The sequence below is a fragment of the Sinomonas gamaensis genome, assembly GCF_005876955.1.
Lineage (GTDB): Bacteria > Actinomycetota > Actinomycetes > Actinomycetales > Micrococcaceae > Sinomonas > Sinomonas gamaensis.
In genome coordinates this window covers 123,212-143,408 of record NZ_SSCL01000006.1, presented here as the reverse complement: position 1 = coordinate 143,408, position 20,197 = coordinate 123,212, and the positions used below count along the sequence as shown (strand labels likewise).

Here is a 20,197-nt window from a genome sequence, read left to right as displayed (position 1 = left end):
AGTCAACAAGAAAGCGTCATGCCAGCAAGAAAACGGGGCCCCGGCCTTCTGGCCGGGACCCCGTTTGGAAAGGGAGGAATCAGGAGGAGTAAGTGATCGTGGCCGTGCCATTGCTGTAGACGATCTTGCCGCCCTGGAAATCCTGCGCGGTGCCATTCGGGACCGTGTACACCTCGCTCGTCGGGTAGCCGAGCCTGCCGGACTCGAAACCCGTGGACTGCCACGCCTGACGGATCGGACCGTAGGAGGAATGCGCGCCAGTCGCCGAGGACCAGATGATGGCTCCGCCCTCGTAATTCTGGTAGCTGCCGCCGTTCTTGATGCCGGTGACGATGTCCGTGGTCGGGTAGCCAAGAACCCCGGTCTCGAAGCCCATCGACTTCCAGACCTGCCGCATCGGACCGAAGGATTCGTGGGTGCCTGCGGTGGGCGAGGAGACGATCGCACCGTTCTCGTAGTTCTGGTACGAGCCGCCGTTCTTGATGCCGCCCACGATGGGCGACGTCGGGTAGCCCAGCACCCCTGCTTCGAAGCCGAGCAGCTGCCACTCCTGCCGGATCGCGCCGTACGATTCGAACGTGCCCGCCGTCGGCGACGAAACGATCGCCCCGCCCTCGTAGTTCTGGTACGAACCGCCGTTCTTGATGCCACTCACCACGTTGGTGGTCGGGTAGCCGAGGACACCCGTCTCAAAGCCGAGCTGCTGCCAACGCGCGCGCATCGCCCCGTAGGACTCGTGCGTCCCGGCTGTGGGCGAGGAGATGATCGCCCCGTTCTCGTAGTTCTGGTACGAGCCCCCGTTGCGGAGGCCGCCGATGGTCTCGGTCGTCGGGTAGCCGAGGACGCCGGCCTCGAAGCCGAGCTGCTGCCAGCGCTGCCTGATCGCTCCGGTGGAGGAATGCGCCCCCGTGTCCGGCGACCAGATGATGGCCCCGCCCTCGTAGTTCTGGTAGACGCCGCCGTTGCGAAGGCCTCCGACCTCGTCGGTCGTCGGATAACCGAGCACGCCGTTCTCGAATCCGAGCGTCGCCCAGCGGGAGCGGATCGCACCGCGCGAGACCATGGCGCCGTTCGCCGGGGTCCAGATCACCGCGCCGCCCTGGTAATTCCGGTAGTAGCCGCCGTTGCGGATCGCGGTAATCGCGCTCGTTGCCGAGCCCAGACCCCACTGCTGGGCCTTCGAGTCCATCTGCGGGCCGATCACCGCTGAAATAGCGGTCACCGTCACACTCGCAGAGGACGACGAGACGGAATTGACCTTGATCTGGGTGCCGCCATCGGTCGTAAACGTCTGGCCTGCCTGCCAGGAGAGATTCGATGAGTAATAGCCCGAATAGGGGACAGTGCTCGGCGGGATCAGAAGCGACTCCGACACATTGATGTCGCTCTTGATGATCTGGACTCCCAGATTGCCGTTGACGGCTGTCGGGGCGTCATAGCCGACCGGGGACTTGAGCTGGAGGTAATAGACCTCGCCAGTCGAGGGATCGGTGAATTTCACCGCGCGGCTGGCTCCGCTGCCCGCCCAGGGAGAGAGCGTGTACGTCGCGGCCCCTCCCGCGGCGCCCACATTGCGGATCTCGTTCAGGTTGCCGTATCCGCCGTAGTCGAACTGATACGCGTCGAGATAGGGCTGATTCCACTGGGAAATGCCCATGATGCTGTTGTTGTCGCCGTATTCGCGGGACGAGCACGCGCCGTCGGCGAATCCGCTCCCCACGATTTGGGAATCCATCGCCCCGTCCGTGCATTGGAGGGTGTTGGCGTGGCCGAGGCCTTGGACGTGGCCGAGTTCGTGCGTCATCACGGGACCGGTGAAATTGGACGGCTGAGCCAGAACGATCCGCCCGTTCTCGCTGCCCAGCATCCAAGTAACCCCCAGCGCCCCAGAAAAGCCGCTCACCGAGACGTTCGCATTCGGGATGACGACCATCAGCACCTTGTTGGCCTGGTCGACCCACTTCAGGTTCGTCGCGACCGCATTCACGATCGACGAGAAATCTGCAGTCGAGGACAGGTTGATCGACATCCCGTCCACCGTGCGGTCCAAGGCGAGCGAAATGTGATTGGCGGAGACAGTCTGCCAATAGCTGTTCGCCGACTGGAGGTTGTTCTGAAGGCCCGTCACATCGTACGTCGCGTTCGGCTGATCGGTCGTCTTGACGGTCACCAGGGTGACCCCGATCTGCGCGGTCCGCTGGCCCAGCCCCATCGCCGGCTGGACCACGGCGGGAGCGGTGACGCTTGCGGGAGCGGCGATCGCCGTCGTCGTCGGAGCGGCGGCGACTACCGCGGCGGCGAGCACGGAAATGACACCCCCGCGCGCTCGTCGCACGGCACTCCCAGATGACGACTTCCGCATATCCAGGTCCTCTCGAAGTTGACACAGTCTCCGTCAATGTTACCGGCTTCTTGACAACCAGAAGAAAGACCTGAAGGGAAATCGTTATTGAACACGACGTTCTGAGTTAACATCTCCCTTCCGCGTCGGAAGCCCACTACCGTGGGGGCGACAGTCCAGATGAGGGGAGTCACGTGCAGGATAAGGCCAGCCCCGAGGAAGCAGCTCGGCGACACGTCCTCGCGGCGCTTGATGCCGAGGCGGGGCTTGATCGCGAGGGAACAGCGTGGGAAGACTTCGGGCTGCGTTTCGACCTGCATTTCCCCGATCTTGCGCGGCTCTTCCACTCGCTCTACCGCGACCGCGAGGATTGGCTCGACCAGCTCGGCGCGCTCGTCGTGGAATGCGCGCGCTCGTGGCAGGATCGGCCAGCGGAACTCAAGGCCCTGGATGCGCGACGGCTTGCCGACCCCGACTGGTTCCAAGCCGGCACCATGCTGGGCGGAGTCTGCTACGTGGATCGGTACGCCGGCGATCTCGAAGGCCTGCGCGAGCGATTCCCCTCCTTCGAGGAACTCGGCCTGACCTACCTGCACCTCATGCCGCTTTTCCTCGCGCCCGAGCCCAATTCGGACGGGGGCTATGCGGTGTCAAGCTATCGGGAAGTCAATCCGCGGCTCGGCACCATGGAGCAGCTGCGGGAGGTCGCGTCAGAGCTCCGCGAGCGCGGAATCAGCCTTGTGGTCGACTTCATCTTCAATCACACGTCGAACGAACACGAATGGGCCCAGAAGGCCGCCGCCGGTGACCCCGAATTCTCGGACTACTACTGGATCTTCCCCGACCGGACCATGCCGGATGCCTACGAGAAGACGGTCCGCGAGATCTTCCCTGAGGACCACCCGGGCTCATTTGTGCAAATCCCCGACGGGCGCTGGGTATGGGCCACGTTCCATACCTTCCAATGGGACCTCAACTATTCGAACCCCGCGGTCTTCCGGGCGATGGCCCGCGAAATGCTGTTCCTCGCGAACCAAGGCGTCGAGATCCTCCGCATGGACGCCGTCGCCTTCATTTGGAAGCAATTGGGCACGTCCTGTGAGAGCCTCCCCCAAGCCCACGAGCTCCTGCGCGCCTTCAATGCGGTCTGCCGCATCGCGGCGCCGTCGCTCCTGTTCAAGTCCGAGGCGATCGTGCACCCCGACGAGGTGGTGCAGTACATCAATCCGGCCGAATGCCAGCTCTCCTACAACCCGCTCGAGATGGCGCTCACATGGGAGGCGCTCGCTACGCGCGACGCACGCCTGCTCTCGCAGGCCCTCGAGCGTCGCCACAACCTCCCGCCGGGGACCGCATGGGTCAATTACGTCCGCAGCCACGACGACATCGGGTGGACGTTCGCCGACGAGGACGCCGCCGAATTCGGCATCAACGGCTTTGACCACCGCCGATTCCTCAACTCGTTCTACGTGAACCGCTTCCCAGGGAGCTTCGCGCGCGGAGTCGCCTTCCAGGACAACCCCCGCACCGGCGACTGCCGGATCTCCGGCACGACGGCGTCCCTGTGCGGCCTCGAGGATGGCTCCCCCGAGGCGATTCGGCGCATCCTGCTGGTGCACTCGATAGCCATCAGCACGGGAGGCATTCCGCTCATCTATCTCGGGGACGAAGTCGGGCAGCTCAACGACTACGGCTACGCAGACGAGCCCGGCCACGAGGCTGACAGCCGATGGGTGCACCGCCCGCACTACCCCGCGGAACGCTACGCGAGGCGGCACGACCCCGAAACGCCGGAGGGGCAGATCTACGAGGGCCTGCGGCGACTGCTCTCCGCGCGCGCCCAGACGCCCGAATTCGAGGGCAACCGGCTCGTCGGCTTCCACACGAACAACGCGCACGTGCTCGGCTACCAGCGACTGGGTGACCCGGACGACGACGGCGGCCTCGTCCTCGTTCTCGCGAACTTCTCCGACGCTCCCCAGCACGTCGCCTCGGCGACGTTGAGCGGGTTGGCAGGTGACGCCGTCGACCTCCTCAGCGAGCGCCCGGTGGAACTCGCCGACGGGCTCACGCTGGGTCCGCAGGAGTTCGTGTGGCTGCGGACGAAGTACCGCGGCTGAGAGGCAGCCAGCACCCCCAGAACTCGCGCCCCCGAGGGCGGGGGGCGGGCGCGCATCTGCTGCTCGCGGTGGTGGCCCTCGTGCTCATCGTGGCCTGCTTCTACGCGGTCAAGACGCTCTCGCTGTTCGTTTCACCCATGCTGTTCCTCGCCGCGATCTTCCTCGAAGTCGTGTTCCTCGCGGTGTTCGTCTACGCCGTCGCGCGCGCTCTGTCGAAGCCGTCGGTGATGCTCCGCTCGTTGGGCGTCTCGGCGTGGACAGGCCTCGAGTCGAACGAGTATGTCGTCCGATTCAGGACCAGCGACTCGCCCTGGGTGCGATGGCTCAGGAACCGCCTGCGAACCGACATCCCGGACGGGCTCTGGTTGACCGGGACGGTGGTTGTTGCGGCCATTCCCCTCGTGAACTTCATCAGCCTCGCCATCAATGTGGCCGCCCACGGACCGCTGACCGAGGTAGACCGGCGCATCGCGAACCTCATGCCAACGGTCCGCACGGCCGGCGAAACCTCCTTCTTCTCGTCTGTGACCGTGCTCGCGAACGCCCAGATCCTGATTCTCGTGGTGGCTGTCGCCGCCGTAGTGCACACATCCGGATTTGGCGCTCAGACTATTCCGCCCTTGACGGGCGACCCATCTGGGAAGCCACTGCCAGCTTCGATGACGGCATCGAACTCGCCGGAACCGCGAAACTGCCCACCCATCACATCGATCCCAATATCGATGCCGAACGCGCTTTCATCATCAACTCGCTTGGGTACCCCGATGACTTCGTTGCCCTCACCGGACCGCAGATGGGCCACAACGGCAGCGGAGACGAGTTCTTCACCGACGGAAGGGCTGAGCTCGTTTCCCTCCATTGAGCCTTTAAACCGCGGTCACAATTGGGGCCTTGGACATGAAACGGCCGCGGCACCCGAGGCGCCGCGGCCGATGAGAGGATTCGCTACCGGTCAGTGCGAAGGCATCATCCTGTGATGCGCATCCATAGCCGGCTTGATGGCCGCAGCAGTAACACCCGCGGCGATGATTCCTGTGATCCAGGAGGTCCAGGCTGCGCCCGTATGGTCGGTGTAGGCACCGATCCACGGCGAGATGAACAGCAGGACACCCAGTGCGCACTGCACATACTCGAGCCACGGAGTACCGGGCATCGCGAGATTCAGCACGCCACTGACGATCAACAGGATGCCGAAGACGAGCATGAGAGTCATCGACGCAGACGACTGACGGGTCCAGAAGACCGACAGTGCGGCGTAGAGACCGCAGATGCCTGCGACGTAGTCTTCCCAGCGCATCCACTTCTTCATATTGGGTTACTCCCTCCCATCTATCCGCCCCCGGACTCCCGGGGGAGCCGGTCAGTGGTGGTGGTCGGTGCTTCCGCGCCGAGCGCCCGAAGCCGCTGGCCTCTTCCAGTAGACGCCGCAGAACGCATGCTGTAAAGGGCACATAAAGTCACGGAATCGGCACAGAATTCCCCCTGCTTCCCCCTCCGTCTCGGGTACGCCAACCGCCGTCCCCGGCCGTCTCGGGTACGCGAACGGCGCACCCTAACGCCTCGTGGCGCCCTTCCCTGCACTGCGCGTGTCAGTTGGTGTACCCGAAACGGGGGTGGGGGTCAGTTGGTGTACCCGAAACGGTGGTGGGGGGGTCAGTTGGTGCACCCGAAACGGTGGTGAAGGTCAGTTGGTGTACCCGAAACGGAGGAGGGGTTAGACGTCGAACTTGGTCTCGACCTCAGAGGAGGTCACGCTGGAGACGACGCCTTTGGCCACTTCCGAGAGTTTGCGGTTCCGCGCGTTGGAGGCGCGCTTGAGGATCTCGAAGGCCTCTTCGGGCGAGCAGCGGTTCTGTCCCATGACCACGCCGATGGCGAGGTCGATGATGGTCCGGTTCTCCATCGCCGCCGCCCGGTGTTCGGCGAGCTCAGCCTGATGCGCGTAGCGAGCGGCAAGGCGGAGCGTCCATGCCACGCCCCGCCGGCACTCCCCCACCGCGCCGAGGATGGAATGCGTGTCCGGGCCTGGGGCCTGGCCGAGAAGGACGAGGGCCGCCGAGCCCTCGTCCTCCAGTCGAATCGGCAAAGCCATCAGAAGTTCGCCGGGACTCCCTGTCTCGCGGTGCCCATCGCCCGAGTGGTGCCCATCGCCCGAGTGATGCCCATCGCCGTCGGGCCCGATCACCGAGACGGACTCGGACAGGACGGACCGGAGGGGGCTCCCCTCGCGCGAAAGCCAAGCGGACATGAGCTGCTCGGTCGCGCCGTCGCTGGCCGCCGTCAGGATCGGCCGGCGCGGCCGCTGGACCGCGATCCCGCAGGAGAGCTCATGCTCGGCGAGGAAGTCCGAGGCCCAGCGGACGAGGCCGTGGGCCACGTCGTCGAGCGATCGGTGGTCGAGGAGCAGGCGATACAGTTCGGCGAGCTTCGGCACTGCCTCGCTCCGAGCCTCTGCCCCGGACTCTCCGCGGCTGGTGCGGCTCGTGATCTCCTGCATATCTATGAGGTACCCGGAAAAGCCGCTTATGAAGCACGGGTTTAGATCCTCGGAGCCCTCTGATCGGCCCACGGCAGGCGAGTGTGAGCAACAACACGGATGTGTTCAAGGGTGTGGTCGGCAGCGCCGGGGACCACCATCCCGGCGGCGACGCCGCTGCGCAGGTAGTCCACGACTGCCTCATTGATGTTCTCGCCGGGGACCACGATCGGCATCCCGGGCGGCCAGGGCGTGAGGGGCTCGGCCGCGATTCGGCCCACCGCATTCTTCGCCTCCACGACCTCCGCCTCGGAGAAGAATGCCTCCCGCGGCGGCATGGCCGGCTCCGGCTCGAGCTCCTCGGGGGTGGGGAACAGAATCGGCGTGGGCCGAGGGAGCTGAGGGGCTGCCGCGCGGAGCCGCTCAAGCGAGCGGATGAGCCGCTCGGTGGTCGAGTCGTCGTCCGCGGGGGACAGGCTCGCCTGAAGGTGGCGGTGATCATAGAGGTTCAGGTCGACGCCCTCATGGGCCCGCAGCCAAGCCCCCGCGTCGTAGCCGCTCACGCCGAGCTCGCTGATGTCCACGAGGACTTGCAGTGGGTCCAGCCCAGAGGACGACTCGACCGTCAGCAGTTCGTCCTCCACGACGTCGAAGCCATCCAGCGCATCGATGGATTCGCGCACCCTCCGGGCCAGATCAATGGCCCCTCCGAGGATGCGTCTGCCCTCGAGGGCCATGGTGCGCCGCCACCCGTCGATGGCCGTGAGGATGAGCGCGTTGACGCTCGTGGTTCCCAGGAGGCCGGCGCACGCTGCGAGCCGGTGTCTGTCCACGAGCTGACCCTGCAGGTGGAGCACCGAGCCCTGCTCGAAGCCGGCGCCCATCTTGTGGATGCTGACCACAGCGACGTCCGCCCCGGCCTGCATTGCACTCCCGGGCAAGGCATCGTGGAACGGCAGGTGGGCACCCCACGCCTCGTCGACGATCAACGGCTTCCCGTGGCGGTGGCACACCTCCGCGATGGCGGCCACGTCCGCGCACGTCCCGTAGGGAGTCGGGCTCGTGATGAGGCAGCCCGCCGCGCGAGGATAGTGCGCGAAGGCCTCGTCGACGGCGTCGGACGACGGCGGGTGGGCCAGATGGCGCTTCGGGTCCCAGATTGGCGTCACCCACCTCGGCATGAGCCCGGCGAAGACAAGCCCAGCAACGACCGACTTGTGGACGTCGCGGCTCACCAGGAGCTGCCCCTTGCCTCCCGCGACGGCCAGCATGGCGGCCTTGACCGAGAGAGAGCTCCCACCCGTTGAAAAGAAGGCCTGCTCCGCGCCGACTGCCTCGGCCATGAGCGCTTCCGCCCGCGACAGGAGCCCACGCGAGGACTTGCGATCGTCCAGGCCACCGGTCACCAGCACGTCAGAGCGGAACGCCTCGGCCCCGACAATCCGGAGGGTCTCGGCGTCAATGCCGCGGCCCGAGCGGTGGCCCGGCTGAGTGAAGCCGTAGCGGCCCCCCGCCTTGTCCTCGTCGAGGGCCGAGAGAAGCGGCGCCTCGCGCTGGTCCATCCCGTTCTCCCGGCCCGGTCAGTCGTCCTGCGGGCTCGTGCCCGCCTCGATGACGACGCCGTCCTCCGGCTGGTCCGGTCCGCGCCGCACGGATTCCGGCTCGGGAAGGAGCGCGGGTTCCGGGGTCCGCACCACGATCGCGGGGACCACAAGGAACATCACGGAGCACAGGACGGCAAGGCATCCGCCGACCACCCAGCCCTCCCAACGGCCGAGGACCACGTCGAAGATGAGGGACGCGGTGCCCACGATGAGCAGGGCAGCCAGACCCAACCCTGCCTTGGCAGCCCATGCGCCGCTCGCGACGAGCCTGTTCTTGACCTGCCGGCGGAACAGCCGCCGATGCACGCTCAGCGGCATGAGCACCACCGAAAGCGCGGTCGAGGCCGTGATCACCATGACCAGGTAGAGCACCCTCTGGTATTCGTCGAGCGACGAGAAGCGGTTCTGGAACGGAAGTGTCAGCAGGAAGCCCGCGATCAGCTGAAGACCGGTCTGCAGGATGCGGAGCTCCTGCAGGATCTCGGCCCAGTTCCGGTCGAGCTTCTCCGCGTACGTTTCGCGGCGGTGGTAGAGCACGGCGCGGGGCGCCTCCCCACGATGGCCGTTCTGGCGTTCGTCGTCGCTCGGCTCAGCGTAGGCACGCTCCCCGTTGATCTCATGCGACATCGATCCCCCACGGTTCCGGAGGACTGGTCGGGTCCGGATACTGCTTGTCCGGATCCGGGTCCCGGGGCGGGGTGTCGGGACCGCGGCCGGGGTCCGGCTGCTCCGGGGGCAGACCGGGGACAGGATCGGGCGACGGCTCTGGCCGCTCCTCGGGAGGCAGCGTCGTCTCGGTTTCAGCATTCAGTCGCTCAGACATCGGTCCTCCTTACGAACGCCGGGCAGAACTGGATGCACTCTTGTTGCCCGCTTACCCCGCAGTTACACCCCGCAGCACCTCGGCGGCCTCCGCTTCGCGGTCGACGACCGTCGTCGGGCTCTCCAAATGGACGGCCTGCGAAGGGAGGATGCCCGCCCCGCCGTAACGCTCCATGACCCGCCACTGGGCCACCACGTCCTCGCCCGCGTGGGCGGCCGGCAGATGCCGCCAGAACTCGAAGCCGCCGCACTCGACGAGGGCCTCTCGACGGTACAGGGCGCACCCGCCCACCCACGCGACGCGGTACGCGAGCCACTCCCCCGGCGCGAGCCCGCCGTCCCGGACGAGGTCGGCCGCCAGATGGGTGGGATTGGCGGCGTTGTGCAGCATCCAGCGGCGGAAGCCCGGCGAGCCCCGGTCGAGGCGTTCGGGTTCGACCGGCCCGTCCCAGGCCTCGAAGGGCTCGAGCTCGTGCGGCCGGCGGTCATCGAGGAAGGAGAGTCCCTGAACGGCCATGCCCACGAAGCCGCAGCCCAACGCGTCGAGGGCCTCCTGGAGAGTCCGCACCGCCTGCGGCGCGAGCCACACGTCGTCGTCGAGGTAGAGCACGCGGTCCGCCGACGACTGCTCGAGGAGGAACTGCCGGTGCTCGGCCAGCCCGCGTCGCGGCAGGTGCTGATGGAGCGCAACGCGCCGACCTTGCGCCTCGAGCACCCGCAGCATCGCCGCCGCGGCGGGGTCCTTCCAACCCGGCCTGCCATCGCTCTGGTCGCTCACGATGACACCGAAGTCCTCCGCGTCCTGAGCCGCGAGCCCCGCGAGTGTCGCCGCGAGCTCGGCAGGCCTGTTCCGCGTGGGGACGAGGACGTCGAGAGGCGGTGCACCGCCGTCGTGCTTCGAGCCGGGCAGGCTGGGAGGCGCACCCCAGGCTTCGGGCCCGCGGAGGGTCATGAGAGCCGCTCCGACTCGTCCGCGATGGGCTCCTCGGTGCGCGCGCCAATCTGGACGCCCCCGCGCCGCTGGACGTAGCCCAGCATCTCGAGGCGCCCCCCGACCTCGTGGACCGCCGACTGCTCGGCGAGCATCCCCGGCAGGTAGTCGCCGCCCTTGACGTACACGTCCGGGCGGAGCTCCCGGATGAGCGGGACGGCGGTTTCGGAGTCGAAGACGACGGCGCAGTCCACCGACGCGAGCGCCGCGACGACGGCGGCGCGATCCTCCTCGGCGATCACCGGCGACGACCCCCGCAGGCGCCGCACCGATTCGTCGGAATTGACGCCGACGACGAGCAGGCCACCGAGCCGCGCGGCCTCTTCCAGGAACGCGGTGTGGCCGCGGTGCAGCTCGTCGAAGACGCCGTTCGTGAGCACGATCGCGCGGCCCGCGCGCCGCGCCGATGCGACCGCCTGCCGCGCCGCCTCCCACGAGCTCACGGCGCTGCCCGCCCCCGAGCGCTCTCCGCGGAGCTCGCCCACGAGCTGCTCGGCGGTGCAGACCGAAGTGCCGGGCGATTCGACGACGACGTCCGCGGCCGCCTGCGCGACGTCCGCCGCGTCGTCCATCGCCAGCCCGGCGGCGAGGCCGAGCGTGAGTCCCGCCACGAACGTGTCCCCGGCGCCGACGGCATTCTGCTCGGGCGCAGGACGCGCGTGCGTCATGTGCCGCGCACGGCCGTGGTCCAGAAGGATGGTGCCGTCCCTGTCCAGGGTCACCAGGGTGTGGCGGGCGCCCGTGGCGCGGGTGAGCTCCTCGGCGTGCTCGGCCGCCCACTCGAACCTGTCCCCGTGCGGCGCCGGGGAGCCGAGGAGCTCGGCGGCCTCGCTCGCATTGGGCGTCACGACGTCGGCGTGAATGTCCGCCCACGCGCCCGGTCGGCGGGCGTCGACGACGAGGGCGCGGGCCCCTTCCCGAACGGCGAGGTGGTCGAGGGCGGCGAGCGCGCCGAGGCCGTAGTCGCAGAGGACGACGGCGTCCGCCTCCTCAAGCGCAGCCATGGTGCGGTCCGCGACGAGGCGGGCTTCGTCGTCGTCGGCGGCCCTGCAGAAGTCCGAGCGGAGGAGGAGCTGCCCATCGGCGACGAGGCGCGCCTTGACCGGGGTAGTGCGATCCGGGAGGCGGACGAGGCCTTGGGTGTCGATCCCGTACTCGGTCAGGCGGTGCGCGAGCGCTTCGCCCGGCTCGTCATCGCCCGCAACGCCGATGAGCCTCACGCGCGCCCCGAGCGCCGCGAGGTTCATGGCAGTATTGCCCCCGCCACCGGGGGCGTCGAGGGTTCGGTTGACATCGAGGACCGGGACCGGGCCTTCGCGGCACAGCCGCTCAGCACGCCCCTCCCAGCGCCGGTCGAGCAGCACGTCTCCCACCACGAGGACGGTCGGGCGCTCACGGCGCAGCGCATCGATCAGGCGTGACTCCGCTGCCATACTCAGTGTCTCCTTGCTTTAGAAGTTCTGGACGACGTTCCGGCAGTTCTCGCTGGGACCCGGGGTTCGAGGTGGGGTTACCCACGCGCACCCGCGCCAACCATGGGCTCGCGCGGGGTTTCGCGCCGTCGCGCGAGGGGTAGCGCTTCCCTGACGAGCGCTTCGACCCGGAGGGGGTTTCACGGTGACCGATGCCGGCAGGCCGAACCACAGATTCGAGGACATCCGGCGGATCGCCGTGCTGCGGGGAGGAGGCATCGGCGACCTGCTGTCCATCCTTCCCGCCCTCGAGGCACTCGATGCCGCCTACCCGGACGCCGAGCAGGTCCTGATGACGACGCCGCTGCTCGCCTCGCTGCTCGAGGGCCGTCCCGGCCCGGTGGACCGGCTCGTGGTGGTCCCGGTGTTCCCGGACGCGAAGGCTCCCGACGGGCGCGGCTGGCGCGAGCACGAGGAGACGATGGAGGTCATCGAGAAGCTCCGGGCCGACGGCGTGGACCTCGGCCTCCAGCTCCACGGCGGGGGCCGGAACTCGAATCGTTTCGTCAACGCCCTCGAGGCGAGGCATACGGTGGGCTGCGCGACACCGGACGCCGAGCCGCTCGAGCGCATGCTCCCCCACCTCTACTATCAGCGCGAGGCGAGCCGCTGGCTCGAGGTTGTCGAGCTGGCGGGCGCGCCCGCGGTCGTCACTGAACCGCGCGTCGAGACCATCGCCGCGGACGCCGAGGCGGCGCGGCCGTGGATCCTGGACGGGGCCCGCGGGCTCGTCGTCGTCCACGCCGGTGCCACGGACCCCAGGCGCCGCTGGCCGGCCGAGCGTTTCGCCGCCGTCGCCGCCGAGCTCGCGGCGGACGGCTGGCAGGTCCTCGTGGTCGGCGACCCGAGCGAGCGCGAACTCGGGGACGGTATCGCCGAGAAGGCGGTGCAGCTCGCGGGAAATCTCCCCGGGAACCCTGAGGCGCTCATCAGCTCGGCAGCGGGCCGGACCAGCGTGAACGGGCTCGTGGGGCTGCTCGCCGCCGCGAACCTCGTCGTCGCCAACGACAGCGGTCCGCGTCACCTCGCGCAGGCCCTCGGCACCCCGACGGCATCCGTGTACTGGGTGGGCAACCTCATCAACGCGGGCCCGCAAGGGCGCCGTCTGCATCGCGTGCAGATCGCGTGGCGACCCGACTGCCCCGTGTGCGGCGCGGACGGCACGAATCCCTTCGGGCGCCACTGCGACCACTCGGTCTCGTGGGTCGACTCCGTGCCCGCGGAGGCAGTCCTCGCGGACGCGCGCGACCTCCTGGCGGGTCACTGACACCCCTCCCTTAAGCATCGATTGCTCCGTAACTGTCGTTTTGGGGGCCCAAAACGACAGTTACGGAGCAGTGGATGGGCTTGGTTACGGCCAGGAGTCCTCCATCGAGCCCATCACGAGCAGCTCGCGGACCTCGCAGCCGCGCGGCTGGGAGAGCGCGAAGATGACGGAGCGCGCGGTGTCGGAGGGCCGGTTGAGATTCGTGCGGTCGTGCGGCTTGTACTGCTCGGGGCGGTCGTCGAAGAAGGCGGTGTCCATCCCGCCCGGGATGAGGGTTGTGACGCCGACGCGCCCCTTGAGCTCAGCGGCCAGCGCCCGGCTGAAGCCGATGACGCCGAACTTGGAGGCGCAGTAGGCGGTGGCCCCGCCAGCGCCGCGGAGGCCCAGCGTCGAGGCGACCGTCACCACTCGGCCGTGGCTCCGCAGGAGGTGCGGGAGCGCCGCGCGCACCACGGCCGCGGTGCCGATGAGGTTCACCGCGATGACCTTCTCCCATTCCTCGGCGGGGACCTCGTCGAGCTCGCCGCAGCGGTCGATGCCCGCCGCGCACACGATCGCGTCGATCCCGCCCGCCTCCTCTGCGGCCTGGGCGATGGCGGCCTCCGCCGCCTCGCGCTCCGAGAGGTCCACGACCCAGCCCCGAGCCGGGGCCTCGACGGACTGGCGGTCCAGGACGATCGGCAGCGCGCCCTCAGCGGTCAGGGCCTCGACGACGGCAGCGCCGAGACCGGAAGCCCCTCCGGTCACCAGGACTCGGGCCCCTTTGAGGGGGTGGCTCGCGTCCTGTCCGAGCCTCTGCTCGACGTTCTCTCGCGTGTCGATGCTCTGCGTCATTCGGTAGTCCTCCCGTTGTTTCTGGTGGTTTGTGGGCTGTCTGGTTCTCTCTGCCCAAGCGTGGTTCTGTCAGCCCAGGCTTGCTATCGCCGCGGCGAGTCCCGTCGTCGAGCGCCCGGGCTGCAGCGGCACGGTGACCACTTCGCCGCCCCAGGACCGCAAGTGCTTGGTCTCGGGGAGCTCGTCGGGCCGGTAGTCTGCGCCCTTGACCCACACGTGGGGCCGCAGCGCCTTGAGCACTTCCTCCGGTGTGTCCTCGGTGAAGATCTCCACGGCGTCCACGCAGCTGAGGCCCATGAGCAGCTCAGCGCGGTCGTGCTCGTTCATGACGGGACGCTGCGGCCCTTTGAGGCGTCGGATGGAGTCATCGGAGTTGAGGCACACAATGAGGCAATCGCCGAGGGCCCGCGCCGCCTCGAGGAGGTGCAGGTGACCGGCGTGGAGCAGGTCGAAGCATCCCCCGGCTGCGACCACTGTCCCGCCCGTCGCGCGGATCCGACGGGCGAGTGCGACAGCCGGCGAGTCGGAGCTGGCCGCGTCGGCGGCAGTCCCGAAGCCAGCCCCGCCGCCCACACGCAGCGCCGAGACCCCGCCCGCTGCCAGGAACGCCGCAGAGGTCGCGACGGCGGCCTCGGTCGCCGAGCGCAGCGGTTCGCCCTGCGCGAGCGCGACGGCGAGCGAGGACGCAAAGCGATCGCCGGCGCCGCAGGGGTCCTCGATCCGGAGCCCAGCGGACGGCACGGCAACATGGGTGTCCCCGTCGGGGCCGCACACGAGAGCGCCGCGTTCGCCGAGGGTGACGACGACGGCCTGGGCACCCCAGCGCTGGCGGAGCCGATCTCCCGCGACGGCCACGGCTCCGGGCTCGTCGACCTCGCGGCCGGAGAACGTGAGCAGCTCGGAAAGATTCGGGGTCACTGCGGCCGCCCCCGCGGTCGGCCGGGTGCCGCGGGGGTGGGGGTCCCACACGACCGGCACCCGCTTGGCAGCCCTCTCGAGGGCCGCGCGGACGGTCGCGACGCTCGTGAAGCGCCGGCCGTAATCAGCGACAACGATGGCGTCCGCCGATTCGAGCGCGGCCAGGAGCCCTGGCTCGACTACGGGGAAGGGCGGCATGGCGCAGCCCTCGTCTACGCGCGCGATCCGCTGGCCGCTCGCGGTGAGGCGCATCTTGACCGGCGTGGGGCCGCCGAGCTCTGCGGCGTGCACGCGGACCGGCCCGAGGAGCGCGCGGAGGCGGGCGGAGGCGTCGTCGTCCGAGAGGGCGGTGATGAGCTCCACCTCATGCCCGTCGTCGGCGAGGAGCGTCGCGACGAGGCCGGCCCCCCCGGCCCGCTCAAGCCGGCGGTCCACCTCGAGGACCGGCGCGGGGGCGTCCGGGCACAGCCTGTCGGCGTGGCCCGTGAGGTCGATGTCGAGGAGGGTGTCCCCGACCACGGCAATCTTCAACTCAGTCCTCCCCCTGCATGGATTCGTCGTTCTTCACGCACGCGTCGAAGCACTCGCACAGGGCGTGGATGGCGATCAGCTGCGCCTCTTGGACGTGGCAGCTGCGCGCGTCGAGCGTCACGGCGTCATCGACGGCGGCGGCGAGCGGATTCGGGCCGGGGCCGGTCAGAGCCCAGCTGATCGCGCCCACCTCGTGGGCGGCCTGGGCCGCGGCCACCAGATTGGGGCTCTTGCCGCTCGTCGAGAGGAGCAGCACGATGTCGCCGTGCCTGGCGTGGGCGCGGACCTGCCGCGCGTACACCTCGTCGTAGCCGTAGTCGTTGCCGATCGCGGTCAGCGCGGAGGTATCGCCATGCAGGGCGATGGCCGAGAACGGGCGGCGTTCGCCGTCGTACCGGCCCACGAGCTCGGCGGTGAGGTGCTGCGCCTCGGCCGCGGAGCCGCCGTTGCCCGCCGCCAGGAGGCGACCGCCTGCGGCGAGGTGCTGGGCCAGGTCACGCCCCCAGCGGGCGAGGACGACCGCCTGCCGGCGCAGCGAGTCGAGGGCTTGCGCTGCCGCGTCAATGTGGGCGGATATCTCGTGCGAGAGCAGATCGTCCGGGAGCATGCGGACCCCGCTTGGGGCGAGGGGTCCTCCGGAGCGGATAGTGGCGAGTCCTCCGTCGGGTACGGCAGCCTGGGCTGCCGTTTCCCGGAAAGGGCGGGAAGTCTTCGTGGTGTTCAGAGCATTCATCGTGCCCCCTCTCCGACGCGGCGAAGACGGCTCCGGGATGCCGCCACGTCCGCCTCGGGCTGTTCCCAGTGGTCCCTCATGGCCCGGTAGATGCGTTCGGTCTCGGCCGCCACCCGGTCCCAGGTGTAGCGGGTGCGGGTCCGTTCGACGCCTGCGGCGCCGAACTTCTCCCGCAGCGCAGGGTCGTCGGCCAACGCCGCAATCGCGTCGGCGAGCGCGGCGGGATGCTTGGGCGGAACGTGGAGCCCCGTGACGCCGTCGACGACCGACTCCTGGAGGCCGCCCACGGCCGAAACGATCACGGGCACCCCGCATGCCATGGCCTCGAGCGGAACGATCCCGAACGGCTCGTACCAGGGAGTGCAGACCACCACGTCGACGCTCCGGAACAGCTCCGGCATCTCGGCACGCGGCACCTGGCCGGTGAAGATCACCTGCCCGCCCACGCCGAGGGAGTCGGCGAGGTCGCGGAGGCGGCGGACCTCGGGGTCGGCGGCAATGCGGTCCTTGCCCGTGGTGCCGCCCGCGACGAGCAGTTCGATGTCGCGGTGGCCGGCGGCGGCGAGGAGCGCGAGCGCGGAGACGACGACGTCCACTCCCTTGCGCGGAACAAGCCGCCCGATCACCGCGAGCCGCAGGCGCTGCCCGCGTGGGCGAGCGGGGCCGTCAGGGGTGAACTTTTCGACGTCCACGCCGCACGGAGCGATCGAGATGCGGCGGCGGTTCACGCCCAGCTGGCGGAGCTCGAAGGCCTCGTCCGGGCACGTCGCGATCACGCGGTCCACGCTGCGGGCCACCCACGGCTCGAGGAACTCGCGCTCCGACGGGCTCGTATCGTCGGTCCCCTGGTGGCGCCGCTTCACGACGCCGAGGGCGTGGAACGTCTGGGCGACGACGGGAGGCGGCAGGAGCTCCTTCTGGAGCTTCCCGACGGCCTCGATGCAGGCGATGCCGGACATCCAGAAGTGCCCGTGCACCACCTGCGGCGGCTCCTCCCGCCAGTAGCCTGCGAGCTGCTCGGCGAAGGCTGGCATGTAGGGCAGGAGCTTGTCCTTGGGCACGGCATGGGCGGGGCCTGCGTCGACGTTGACGAGCCGGACACCGGTGGGGAGCTCTTGCTCCCAATGGAGGCGCTCGCTGTCGCGCCGCGTGAACACCGTGACGTCGTGGCCGCGGCGCACGAGCGCGGCGGAGAGCTCGGCAACGTGGACGTTCTGCCCGCCTGCGTCCACTCCGCCGACCGCGGCGAGCGGACTCGCGTGTTCGGACACCATCGAGATCTTCATTGCGTTCTTTCTCCTCACGGAAGGTCGGAGCCTCAGGTCGAGTCGGGCGGGCTAGCGGCTGGGTGTCATGTGTGTCCGGAGACCTCCGCGGAGACCACTCCCCCGCGGACGTCGGACAGGACGTCGTCCCAATCCCTGAGGAAGCGCCCCAGGCTGTAGCGGGCCAAGGCCGCCTCGCGGGCGGCAAGCCCGGCCTCGCGGGCCGCCTCGGGGCTCCGGGCGAACCGCCGGGCGGCCGCGATGAGATCGTCGAGGTTCGTGCTCACGCATCCGGCGTCCTGCGGGACCGCTCGCCAGGCCTCGGTTGAGCCGAGCGCCAGCACCGGGAGCCCCGCGTGCATTGCCTCGATGAGCGCAAGACCCAGCGAGGTCCACCGGAAGGGGTGCAGATAGGCGCGACGGCGGGCGAGCTCGGCGTGGAGCCGGGCGGTGGGGATGTCGCCCACCCACTCGAGCCGGTCCGGCCCGATTCCGGTGGCCTCGTGCAGACCGCTGCCGCCCATGCCGAACACGTCGAGCGGCGCCACGTCGGCGAACCGCGGGAGGAGATCCGTCCCCGCAGTCCTCCCCCGGCGCACCGGCTCGTTGACCACCACGGCGAACCGCTCGAGCTCGCCCGTGTAGCAGAGCCCCGGGTCCCGGACCCCGTGCTCCACGATGTGAACGGGGGCCTGGCCGCTGTCCCACATGAGGGCGTTGAAGTGCGTCACATGGACGATCGGGATCTGGGTCTGGTCCGCGAGCGGGTGCCGCGTGTCGGGGACGCTGCCCTTGGGCGTGTTGTGCTCCACGAATACTGCGGGAACGTCCTGTCCGGGCCTCAGCCCGGTGAGCTCGGCGACCCGGTCCACCTCGTCGGTGCGCTGGAGCACGACGGCGTCGATGGTCCCCGCTAGCCCCGCGAGCTCCTCGACGGGGACTTCGACGGCGGACGGCCAGTCGCGCCCGCCCGTGCCGAGGCCCCATCCGGTGCGGCCCTCGTCCACGGGCAGGAGGTATTCGTGATTGCCGCGGACGAACGCATCGGTCCAGCCGCCGTGGACGTGCCAGAGGAGGACGCGCATCAGGCCACCGCCTTCGGGTGGACGCCGAGCAGCTGTTCCACGGCGTGGAACGCCGCCTCGGGCGTGACCTGCGCGAGGCATGGGTGCCCCGGCACCGGACACGTCCGGGCGCGGCTGCCGGCGCACGCTGCGGCCTGGTCCCCGAGGACGACGACGGGTGCACCCCGCGGCGCCCAGGTCCCGGGCGAGACGACGGGCGAGAAAAGGCTCACCACCGGGGTCCGGACCGCAGCGGTTATGTGCGCGGGTCCTGTGTTGCCGGCGACGACGGCGCTCGCCCCCGAGAGCAGGTCCACCAGTCCGCGCAGGTCGGTCGCTCCGCCGAGGTCGATCCCGCGGTCCCCCGCGACGGCCGCGGTGAGCTCCCGCTCGGCGGCGGTGCCCGTCACGAGCACACCGAAGCCCGCCGAGGCGAGCATGGTCACGAGCCGCGCCGAATGCTCGGCCGGCCACATGCGGGCCGGAGCGTCGGCACCCGGGTGGACCACCACGTACTCGCCAGCCGGGCGCAGCGACGACCGCGCCTGCGGCAGGAGGGCCGGCAGTCCGTCGTCGTCCGCAGGAAGCGCGAAGCCGGCGGCGGCCACGATGCCGAGCGCCCGCTCGACCTCGTGCAGCTCCCACGGGAGGTCGCGGCTCGTGAGCCGGACGTCGAGGAGGCTCCCAGGGTAGTCCTCGGAGAGCGCGGTAATGCGGGAGACCCCGCACAGGCGGAGCTCGACGGCGAGCGGAAGCGACGACTGATGGAAGGACGTCAGGATGACCGCCTCGTCCACGGCGGCATGGTCCAGGAGCCGCTCGAGGCGTCGGACGTGGCGCGGGGTGGCCTCGGGGGCGGGGTTCGCGATCCACGGCGCGTCCCACACCATCCGGTCGGTGACGCCCGGGAGCATCCCGGCGACCCCGGCGCCGCGCGGCCCCGTCAGCAGGACGACTTCGGCGTGCGCCGCGACCGCCCTGATGGCGGGCCCAGCCAAGACGACGTCGCCGAGGCTGTCCAGCCGGGCGACGAGGACTCGCCTCACGTCCTGCTCCCCGCGACGGCCGGCAGATCCTCAGGCGCAAGCTCGCCGAGGGCGAGGGCGACGGCGGAGCGCAGGTCGCGCGCGACGGCGGGCGCCGCCTCGACCTCCTCCGGCAGCGTCACTTCGGTGGGCACGAGGATGCCGCGGGCGCCAGCGCGCTGGGCCGCCTCCATGTCCGAGCCGATGTCGCCGATGACGACGACGCTCGAGGGCGGCACGCCCAGGGCCCGGCACGCGGAGAGGATGAGTCCGGGCTTGGGCTTGCGGCAGCGGCAACCCTGATCGGGATGGTGCGGGCAGACCCGCCACACGTCGAACGGTCCCAAGAGCTCTTCGACGCGGCGGTTGACGCGGTAGACGTCCACCGAGCCCATCGTTCCCCGGCCTACGCCCGACTGGTTCGTGACCACGCCGATCCGCACCCCGGCCGCGCGCAGGCTGTCGAGCGCTTCGCGCGCGCCGTCCACGGGCCGGACCTTGTGCGGGTCGCGGTTATAGGGGACGTCATGCACGAGCGTTCCGTCGCGGTCGAAGAGCACAGCCGCGGGCGGTGCGTGCCGTTGCTGGTCCAGACGGTCGGGTTCCATGCCCGGGAACTGCCCGCCGAGAAGCTACAATAAACTTTCTGTTTTCCTGCAGCTTCTCCTCCTCCTTCTTCTCAGGGCCGAGAAGCCGCCATGCTCAAGCCATGGGCACCGTCACTCCTCTGGGGA

The 20,197-nt window shown here is 69.5% G+C and carries 18 protein-coding genes; 3 read left to right on the top strand and 15 right to left on the bottom strand.

What is annotated here, in order from left to right:
* Nucleotides 1–79: 79 nt before the first annotated feature.
* The gene (locus E5679_RS10390) at nt 80–2,335 is read right to left on the bottom strand and encodes an LGFP repeat-containing protein (RefSeq protein WP_171042326.1); all 2,256 of its coding nucleotides are present in this window, start codon (nt 2,333–2,335) and stop codon (nt 80–82) included.
* A gap of 200 nt (nt 2,336–2,535) precedes the next feature.
* Here E5679_RS10390 and E5679_RS10385 point away from each other — a divergent pair, with 200 nt between their 5' ends.
* Entirely contained in the window at nt 2,536–4,461 is a 1,926-nt protein-coding gene (locus E5679_RS10385) for an alpha-amylase family glycosyl hydrolase (protein WP_138415476.1), read from the top strand.
* A gap of 319 nt (nt 4,462–4,780) precedes the next feature.
* Nucleotides 4,781–5,323, top strand: coding sequence for an LssY C-terminal domain-containing protein (locus E5679_RS21585; RefSeq protein ID WP_138415474.1), 543 nt, complete (start codon nt 4,781–4,783; stop codon nt 5,321–5,323).
* Between the two features lie 90 nt (nt 5,324–5,413).
* Here the strand turns inward: E5679_RS21585 and E5679_RS10375 are convergent, their stop codons facing one another.
* The 7 genes from E5679_RS10375 to E5679_RS10345 form a co-directional block, all read right to left on the bottom strand.
* On the bottom strand, nt 5,414–5,770 hold the full coding sequence (locus E5679_RS10375) for an SPW repeat protein (RefSeq protein ID WP_138415472.1): 357 nt from the start codon (nt 5,768–5,770) through the stop codon (nt 5,414–5,416).
* 405 nt (nt 5,771–6,175) lie between these two features.
* Nucleotides 6,176–6,958 (bottom strand): ANTAR domain-containing protein, encoded by a 783-nt coding sequence (locus E5679_RS10370; protein WP_138415470.1) that lies wholly within the window; start codon nt 6,956–6,958, stop codon nt 6,176–6,178.
* A 41-nt stretch (nt 6,959–6,999) separates the two neighbouring features.
* On the bottom strand, nt 7,000–8,499 hold the full coding sequence (locus E5679_RS10365; protein ID WP_138415468.1) for an aminotransferase class I/II-fold pyridoxal phosphate-dependent enzyme: 1,500 nt from the start codon (nt 8,497–8,499) through the stop codon (nt 7,000–7,002).
* A gap of 18 nt (nt 8,500–8,517) precedes the next feature.
* Nucleotides 8,518–9,168, bottom strand: coding sequence for a DUF6328 family protein (locus E5679_RS10360; protein ID WP_212746924.1), 651 nt, complete (start codon nt 9,166–9,168; stop codon nt 8,518–8,520).
* A complete protein-coding gene (locus E5679_RS20825; protein WP_171042325.1) occupies nt 9,158–9,364 on the bottom strand; it encodes a hypothetical protein in 207 nt (68 codons plus the stop codon). The genes E5679_RS10360 and E5679_RS20825 overlap by 11 nt, the downstream gene beginning before the upstream one ends.
* 51 nt (nt 9,365–9,415) lie before the next feature.
* Complete coding sequence (locus E5679_RS10350; RefSeq protein ID WP_138415464.1) at nt 9,416–10,315, bottom strand: glycosyltransferase family 2 protein; 900 nt, start codon at nt 10,313–10,315, stop codon at nt 9,416–9,418.
* A complete protein-coding gene (locus E5679_RS10345; protein ID WP_138415461.1) occupies nt 10,312–11,787 on the bottom strand; it encodes a PfkB family carbohydrate kinase in 1,476 nt (491 codons plus the stop codon). Before E5679_RS10345 ends, E5679_RS10350 begins: the two co-directional genes overlap by 4 nt.
* Before the next feature lie 184 nt (nt 11,788–11,971).
* Between E5679_RS10345 and E5679_RS10340 the strand changes: the two genes are divergently transcribed.
* Complete coding sequence (locus E5679_RS10340) at nt 11,972–13,093, top strand: glycosyltransferase family 9 protein (RefSeq protein WP_138415459.1); 1,122 nt, start codon at nt 11,972–11,974, stop codon at nt 13,091–13,093.
* A gap of 84 nt (nt 13,094–13,177) precedes the next feature.
* Here the strand turns inward: E5679_RS10340 and E5679_RS10335 are convergent, their stop codons facing one another.
* From E5679_RS10335 to E5679_RS10305, 7 genes are all read right to left on the bottom strand, one after another.
* Nucleotides 13,178–13,927 (bottom strand): SDR family oxidoreductase, encoded by a 750-nt coding sequence (locus E5679_RS10335; RefSeq protein WP_138415457.1) that lies wholly within the window; start codon nt 13,925–13,927, stop codon nt 13,178–13,180.
* A 69-nt stretch (nt 13,928–13,996) separates the two neighbouring features.
* Entirely contained in the window at nt 13,997–15,376 is a 1,380-nt protein-coding gene (locus E5679_RS10330; RefSeq protein WP_138415455.1) for a PfkB family carbohydrate kinase, read from the bottom strand.
* Nucleotide 15,377: 1 nt separating this feature from the next.
* The gene (locus tag E5679_RS10325; protein ID WP_420821068.1) at nt 15,378–16,109 is read right to left on the bottom strand and encodes a D-sedoheptulose-7-phosphate isomerase; all 732 of its coding nucleotides are present in this window, start codon (nt 16,107–16,109) and stop codon (nt 15,378–15,380) included.
* Complete coding sequence (locus tag E5679_RS10320) at nt 16,106–17,395, bottom strand: glycosyltransferase (protein ID WP_138415453.1); 1,290 nt, start codon at nt 17,393–17,395, stop codon at nt 16,106–16,108. The genes E5679_RS10325 and E5679_RS10320 overlap by 4 nt, the downstream gene beginning before the upstream one ends.
* Nucleotides 17,396–17,460: 65 nt before the next feature.
* Complete coding sequence (locus tag E5679_RS10315) at nt 17,461–18,459, bottom strand: glycosyltransferase (RefSeq protein ID WP_138415451.1); 999 nt, start codon at nt 18,457–18,459, stop codon at nt 17,461–17,463.
* Nucleotides 18,459–19,484 carry a glycosyltransferase family 9 protein gene (locus E5679_RS10310; RefSeq protein ID WP_138415449.1) on the bottom strand — a complete coding sequence of 342 codons (1,026 nt, stop codon included), beginning with the start codon at nt 19,482–19,484 and terminating at the stop codon, nt 18,459–18,461. Before E5679_RS10310 ends, E5679_RS10315 begins: the two co-directional genes overlap by 1 nt.
* Nucleotides 19,481–20,071, bottom strand: a complete 591-nt coding sequence (locus E5679_RS10305; RefSeq protein ID WP_138415447.1) for a D-glycero-alpha-D-manno-heptose-1,7-bisphosphate 7-phosphatase — start codon at nt 20,069–20,071, stop codon at nt 19,481–19,483. Before E5679_RS10305 ends, E5679_RS10310 begins: the two co-directional genes overlap by 4 nt.
* Nucleotides 20,072–20,197 lie beyond the last annotated feature (126 nt).